This is a genomic window from Halorhodospira abdelmalekii, from assembly GCF_016583625.1.
Classification (GTDB): Bacteria; Pseudomonadota; Gammaproteobacteria; order Nitrococcales; family Halorhodospiraceae; genus Halorhodospira; species Halorhodospira abdelmalekii.
Genome location: NZ_NRRN01000084.1, coordinates 1 through 6,210, shown reverse-complemented (window position 1 = coordinate 6,210; position 6,210 = coordinate 1). Strand labels below are relative to the sequence as shown.

The window sequence follows — 6,210 nt, the reverse complement described above, 5'->3', positions numbered from 1 at the left end:
CGCAAGCTCGACGACGACATCGAAAGCATCGCGCAGTGGGGCGCCTGCCGCGTAGTTACCCTGATGGAGCGCAGCGAGCTCGCCGCCTTCGGTGTCGGTGACCTCGGCTCTCGGATTCAGGAGCGGCTGGGTGAAGGCAGCTGGCACCACCTGCCGATCATCGACGGTTCCGTACCCGGCGCCAAAGCGGAAGCGGCTTGGGAGGCCATTGCCGACGATCTGCACGCCTGCCTCGATGCTGGCCTGCGGATCTGCCTGCACTGCCTCGGCGGCCTCGGGCGAACCGGCGTGATCGCCTGCCGGTTGCTGATCGAGACCGGCGTCGATCCCGATGACGCTCTTCGCCGGGTCCGCCAAGCGCGCCTCGGAGCGGTCGAGACCCGCGAGCAGCTCGAATACGTTCTGAGTCTTCCGGAGCATCCGGCGGTGCAGCGGCGCATCATTCGGCGTAGCTAAACCGCTTGCCAAAGTCCCAGGAGGTGGTACGCTTCCACCCCTGAACACCCTCGGCACGGATCGCCGACCAACGACAAGGACGTTTAACCATGCGCAGACCAACCCGCTTTGCCCTCGTTACGGGCGCCCTACTCTCTGCCCTTGCCCCGCTGACCGCGGCCGCCGAGCTCGCCATCGACTTCATCGACATCGGCCAGGGCGATGCCACCTACATCCACGCCGACGGCCACCACGTCCTCATCGACGGCGGCAGATCGCGCCACGATGTCGCCGACTATCTGCGCGCACACGGGGTCAGCCACCTCGATCTGATGGTCGCCACCCATCCGCACGCCGACCACATCGGCGGCCAAATCGGGGTGCTGCAGCGCAAATCAGTCGGTGAGATCTGGTACAGCGGCTACGAGCACCCCACTCAGACCTTCGAGGCCTGGCTCGATGCCGCCCTAGACTCGAACGCCCGCTACCGGGAGCCGACCCGCGGCCACGACCAGCAGTTCGGCGAAATGCACCTGACGCTGCTCCACCCTGGAGTCGAAACACCCAACCGCAGCGTCCACGACCGCAACCTCGTCGTGCGCATCGACCGTGGCCCCTGCTCGGCGATCATCGCCGGCGACATCGAGGCCAATGGCGAACGCGAGATCATCGCCAGCGGCATCGACGTTCGCGCCGACGTCCTCGAGCTCGGCCACCACGGCAGCCGCACCTCGACCAGCGCAGAGTGGCTCGATGCCGTCGCTCCGCAGATCGCAGTTGCCCAGTACGGCGCCGGCAATCGCTATGGCCACCCCCACGCCTCGGTCGTTGAACGTGTCGCCGCGGCTGGGGTGCCGCTGCTCGGAACCGGTGCCCACGGCAGTATCCGGATGCGCTGCGGCGCCGATGGGCTGTGGCGCGTCGATACCGAACGGCGCGGTACCGTGACACCGGGAGATCGTGCCCGGGACAGCGCCGCGGCCGTGCCCTGACCGGCCGGTTGCGTTGACCTCAACGGGGCCAGTGGAGGCGAGTTGGAGCGGATCGCTCATATCAGTAGCGATCGGGCCGGGCGATCATCGAGCAGAGGGTGTGGACGAGTGTCGATCAGCTGCGCCGTATCGACGGCATCGGTTCGGGGTGGTTGGCGGATATTGAGCGGTATGTGGACCGAATGGTGATCATCCCCCGGACTTAACACCCATTGATAACTTTTCATATCAAACCTTCTACGGAGCAATAGCATGAGTAGAAACTTAGGTGTTGTTGATGAACCAAACCCCCGCGGCGGCGCAGATTTTCTCGGAATTGGGAGGCATGCGCAGGCGCTGACGGAGTTTATTGCCGTGGCACCAACCCCTTTGACTATCGGGATACAGGGTGAATGGGGCAGCGGCAAGACATCTGTTCTCAACGCGATATATTTCGAGCTAGAAAAGCCCGGAAACATCAAACAAATATGGATTAACAGCTGGGAAAACTCTCTCCTTTCAACCCCAGAGGAAGCGTTGATTAAAATAATCAATGAAATCCTAACCAGCCTAATTGACTGCGACATCAGCACCTCCCGGGCAGAAAAAATAAAATCACTATCTAGCGCTGTTTTTAAAGGAGCCCTTCGAGTTGGATCAAATTTAGCTTTGGGGGCCAAAGCGAGCGAAATAACCGATGAGCTACTTGGCCAACAGGCCAGTTCGATTAAGCAGTTGCGGGAAAGCTTGAATGCGATCACATGCGAAATCATGGAGCGCAACACTAACCCGTTTAAAAAGATTGTTATCTACGTTGATGACCTTGATCGCATTGATCCGAAAGATGCGGTACGTGTGCTTGAGCTACTCAAAAACATATTCAATATCCAGGGCTGCATATTTGTACTAGCGATTGATTACCAAGTCGTGGTAAAGGGGCTTGAAAGCAAGTTTGGCAAAAGAACAGAAGAAAACGAATGGGAATTCCGTGCCTTTTTTGACAAGATAATACAGTTACCGTTCATGATGCCGTTAGGGCAGTACGACATTGGCAGCTACGTAGGCAAGCTTTTAACGCAAGTTGATTTTTACTCAGAGAATGAAGTTGATGGAGATTTGTTAACCTCTATCATTAGGCTATCCGTGGGCGGGAATCCTCGCTCCTTGAAACGCCTCGTTAACTCGGCAAGTTTAATTATGCTTTTCATCGAGGCGGACACTGAAAACAAAAAAGAAAACATTCTTCAGAATACTCAGCTGAAAACTGTATTGCTTTCGCTGCTATGCATTCAAATTGCGTATCCAAAAATTTACGAATTGCTTGTTAAATATCCTGGCTTCACAGAGTGGGACAGGGATATAGCTTTTGAGCAGACAAACCTGTTAGAAGAAATAGACAGCGTGAAGTTCAACAAAGATTTGGAAATTGCCTCAAAAACTGAACACTTCGAAGAGGAATGGGAAAAGGCACTCTTCCGGATTTGCTACGTTACACAAAGCTACCGAAAAAAAGCACCTGAAATTTCTCAGCTCCTCAGCCTGATAAATGATGTGGTCTTAAAAAACAACAAAGAGGCATTAGAAGAAATCATTGGAAAAGTTATCGAAAAAACCAGTGTCACAACGGTAAACGCCACAGAAGAAAACATGAGCTCGAGACCCAAGTTTCAGAAAACCAACTATGGCAACTGGGACTCCTACAGCAGCTCAGTGCTAAATGATGCTTCAAAGACTGAAACAGAAAACATAAAAGGTGTACATGACAGATTAATCGAAATATTTAAAGATGACATCGAGGTAAGATACTCCCCAAAATTTATTTCATTCCGAAAAGCGAGCGCGGCCGGAAGACAAAAAATAGCTTTTACGCTTACTCCGAAAAAGAAAAGAATAGATCTAATGGTTTCACTAATTGAAACGCCGGAGCTACCAAAAAAACCTCCCGCGCCAGATTTTTTTGTAGAGGAAAATATTGCTGGCTCAAGAACCTGGTGGCGATATCAAGCAAAAGTCGACTGCGTAAAAAACGAAGAGTTTTGTAGGCTTTTAGAGAAGGTTTTTTCATCAATACGGTGAAGACTTAAATTAAACGCTTTTGTTGAGAACGCTAACATCTTCGTTGGCAGGCATATAAAAATTGCAGGCGAAGACGCCGGCGTTCCCCAGCGACGACTATCAAAATCCGCCACGTAACGGGCTGCTGGTCTGAGCGATGATCAATCCCCCTCCAATTTAACCAAATCAGATTCGAAGCATCTCTGCGAAACAAGACCACAGAATAAAGTGTTACGCTGAAAATAAAAACATGTTCCTTGACACATGAATTTTCATTACAAGCAGATCAAAAAATAAGGCCGACACGTAAGCCATCATCTCCACAGAAACAGAGTTTTAAAAAAATTAGCAAGGAGGTTCGGATAAATGAATGTGCTAATAGCGATTTTGGTGTTGGCGAGCATGGTTTTCTTTGCTCTCGGGATGATAAAGCCGCGACTCGCATTTCAGCCAAACAGAAAACGTGTAGCACTAATATATGGTGGTGTTTTTTTGGTTGCGAGTATTATAATGGGTGACAGTGTCCCGGTTCCAGGTGATGGTGAGGCTTTGCTGGAAATCACTGCTGAAGGCAGCGGCGATGTTGAACCATCAGGCTATAACATCGTGGAGCAAGGTGAAGTGGTGAGAATTGCAGCCATACCTCAGGAAGGTTGGTCATTTTCACATTGGGAAGGCATTGAGTCTGATCAGCCTGAAAAAGAGCTAGAAGTCAGCGAAGACAAAAAGCTGACTGCGGTCTTTATCTCTAATAAAGTAACTCTCAACCTAGAAGTTGAGGGTGGCGGAAAGACATCTCCCGCAGGCACTTTGGAAGTAGCTCGTGGCGATACAGTCGATATCTCGGCAGATGCTGAAGCAGGCTGGGAGTTCTCGCATTGGGAGGGAATTACTTCAAGCAGTCGAACCGCAAGCTTTGTTGCAGACGATAACCAGAAAATAACCGCGGTATTTAGAGAAGTTGTTTCCGGTGTCAAATTTGCTCAAGTTCGACATAATGCAGAGAATATGACAAGCACGCAGTGGGATGATTACAGAGATGAGATTATAGGACTTATCGTTCGGTGGCGCGGCGAAGTGTACGATGTCAGGGAACGTCGGGGAGGGTTCGAGATCCAAATCGACCCTGATGTAAATGTAATGATGAGCCGCCCCAATATAACCCTTAGGAATGTCGAAGATGAGAGGGCTGCAGACCTTCGAAAAGGAAGCGTAATAACATTTACCGGTCGAATCACCCGGGTTAATTATCTTCTGGGCTCGGTTGATGTGCGACTCGAGGATGTGGAGTTATAGCAAAATAAATGTTTGGCCCTGAATGATTTTGATTGTCTGGGACCAAGAAATCGTGGAGAAATTTGATATTTGACTTATTGATATGGCGAGTGATCAGCCTTGTTCTGTTTACCACCGCAGCACTACAACCACCACTTTTCCCTGCGTGCGCTTTAGCATGTCACCCCTGTACGAAACTCAAGCGGTGGCATGAGAAGTGCCCTAATTTATTCCGTAAACCCGGAGTTCGGCAGTAAACGGACTAAAAGCCGTTCTCAGCCGGTGGCAGGATTAGTAAAATCAGTAAGCTAAGGGCATATTTTGTCGAGATGCAGCTGTGCCAAGGGTGGCTAAGCAAGGCGTTGGTTAAGCGGTCGGACCGCGCTATGATCCTTGCCTATGTTTATACCCGATTCCCCGCTCGGGTAACACCTAAGATCGCAGCGCGATCGAGGTCTCCAAGCGAGAAACAGCGCAACTCGACTTGTTAGACCGACCGAAGCAGGGCTTTCAAGGTGTGCATAAATACCATTATGAATCAACCTTTTGCAGGGCTGACTGTGACATTCTCTGGTGGCAACTAGTGACCCCGACTTGCTACAGTTGTCGTTCTATCAAGCGGTTGCGGATGAGCAGCCGGGATCCACCTTGAAAGGCCATAGGCGCCAAAATAAGCCGGTTAGCACTCATACGTTACTGATTCCACGATCCCGACAATAGCTGATCAGCTCGTTCACTCGTGGCGGTAACTGCTGCAGTTGTCGCCGTCGGGGACGCTCAGACATGACCGCCAAGGCCTCATCCCAGCGCTCCAAGCACCAGCACGCAGCGCCCGTGATGACTGCCGCTAGTTCCTGGCGCAGCACCTGGTAAGTGCGCCAGGGCGTGCTCGGTCGATGTTGATCCAGCTCTTGCCAAGGGGCTCGCTGCTGGGCGCGATGCTCCAGCAGCCACGCGTAGAGCAGCTTGCCGTACAGGTAGACATCGGCCAGCTCGCTGTTTCGGCGGGCCCGCAGACAGTCGAAATCAAGTAGGCTTTTTAGGCGCTTCATCAGCAGTTCCACCTGCCATCGGGTTCGATACAGCTCCATGACCGCCTCGGTAGGCAACATCGCAGCGGGCACGGTGCTGAGTACCAACACCCAGTCAGCCAAAGTCAAGGCCTCAGCATCAGGGGTACGACCCCTTTTGCGCGCTCGGTCACGGACCTCCTGCCGCGCGAGGTTCGCCTTCTCCGGCGGCAATCGACGTGCATGCAAGTGGGCCTCAATGTAGCTTTGGCCGGAGCGAATACGAACGCTGCACGAGACGCTCGCCTCGGGTTGCTCGCGTAGCCACTGCGCCACTTTAATCGCCTGTCCGGCTTCGTCGTAAACTCGCATCCCATGGGCGTTGTAACGCACCACTACGCACACCCCGCGAGCGGCCTGCTCGACCAGCTCACAAGGCCGGTTGTACCCACGGTCCGCTACAA

The 6,210-nt window shown here is 52.7% G+C and carries 5 protein-coding genes; 4 read left to right on the top strand and 1 reads right to left on the bottom strand.

The features are described 5' to 3' along the window. The 4 genes from CKO15_RS13120 to CKO15_RS13105 all read left to right on the top strand — a co-directional run. The coding region (locus CKO15_RS13120) for a phosphatase domain-containing putative toxin (protein ID WP_200197116.1) at positions 1–456 on the top strand (456 nt) is incomplete at its 5' end. 89 nt (positions 457–545) lie between these two features. Continuing rightward, entirely contained in the window at positions 546–1,427 is an 882-nt protein-coding gene (locus tag CKO15_RS13115; protein WP_200197114.1) for a ComEC/Rec2 family competence protein, read from the top strand. Between the two features lie 252 nt (positions 1,428–1,679). After that, positions 1,680–3,482, top strand: coding sequence for a KAP family P-loop NTPase fold protein (locus CKO15_RS13110; RefSeq protein ID WP_200197112.1), 1,803 nt, complete (start codon positions 1,680–1,682; stop codon positions 3,480–3,482). A 345-nt stretch (positions 3,483–3,827) separates the two neighbouring features. After that, positions 3,828–4,757: an InlB B-repeat-containing protein gene (locus CKO15_RS13105; protein ID WP_200197109.1), complete on the top strand. Its 930-nt coding sequence runs from the start codon at positions 3,828–3,830 to the stop codon at positions 4,755–4,757. Positions 4,758–5,422: 665 nt separating this feature from the next. Here the strand turns inward: CKO15_RS13105 and CKO15_RS13100 are convergent. Next, on the bottom strand, positions 5,423–6,210 hold a 788-nt coding region (locus CKO15_RS13100), incomplete at its 5' end, for a transposase (protein WP_200197107.1).

What these genes read in the sequence shown, in the direction of transcription:
- CKO15_RS13115 (WP_200197114.1), top strand. Translation starts at nt 546, where the DNA reads ATGCGCAGACCAACCCGCTTTGCCCTCGTTACGGGCGCCCTACTCTCT.
- CKO15_RS13110 (WP_200197112.1), top strand. Translation starts at nt 1,680, where the DNA reads ATGAGTAGAAACTTAGGTGTTGTTGATGAACCAAACCCCCGCGGCGGC.
- CKO15_RS13105 (WP_200197109.1), top strand. Translation starts at nt 3,828, where the DNA reads ATGAATGTGCTAATAGCGATTTTGGTGTTGGCGAGCATGGTTTTCTTT.